General features: G+C 61.2%; 1 protein-coding gene. It reads right to left on the minus strand.

The genetic code is table 11. The features are described 5' to 3' along the window. The coding region (locus tag HMPREF3096_RS31580; RefSeq protein WP_228704806.1) for a carbohydrate porin at positions 1-281 on the minus strand (281 nt) is incomplete at both ends.

The following is a 281-nucleotide window of genomic DNA, read 5'->3' on the forward strand; positions in this document are numbered from 1 at the left end:
TCGCCGGTGTCGGAGCTGCCGGTACAGGTGATACGCGACGGGTTGGTCTCGTCTGCCATCACTTCCGGACTACAGGATTTCACCTGCGACACCGTCGCCACGTCAAACTGCACGCCGCCGATATCAAAGTTCTTCACCCCGGCGCCCTGGCCGTCGTGGTTCATCCAGAAGTAGTCGTTGATCCCCTGTTGCGGACGCTGGTGGAAGTCGCGGCCGGCCCAGATATAGGCGTTGGGGTTGGATTCCAGCACGTTGGTGACGCCGACGTAGGCCTTCTTCAG

Origin of the sequence: Klebsiella sp. HMSC25G12 (assembly GCF_001807705.1) — a bacterium.
In the GTDB taxonomy this organism is placed as follows: Bacteria; Pseudomonadota; Gammaproteobacteria; order Enterobacterales; family Enterobacteriaceae; genus Klebsiella; species Klebsiella variicola.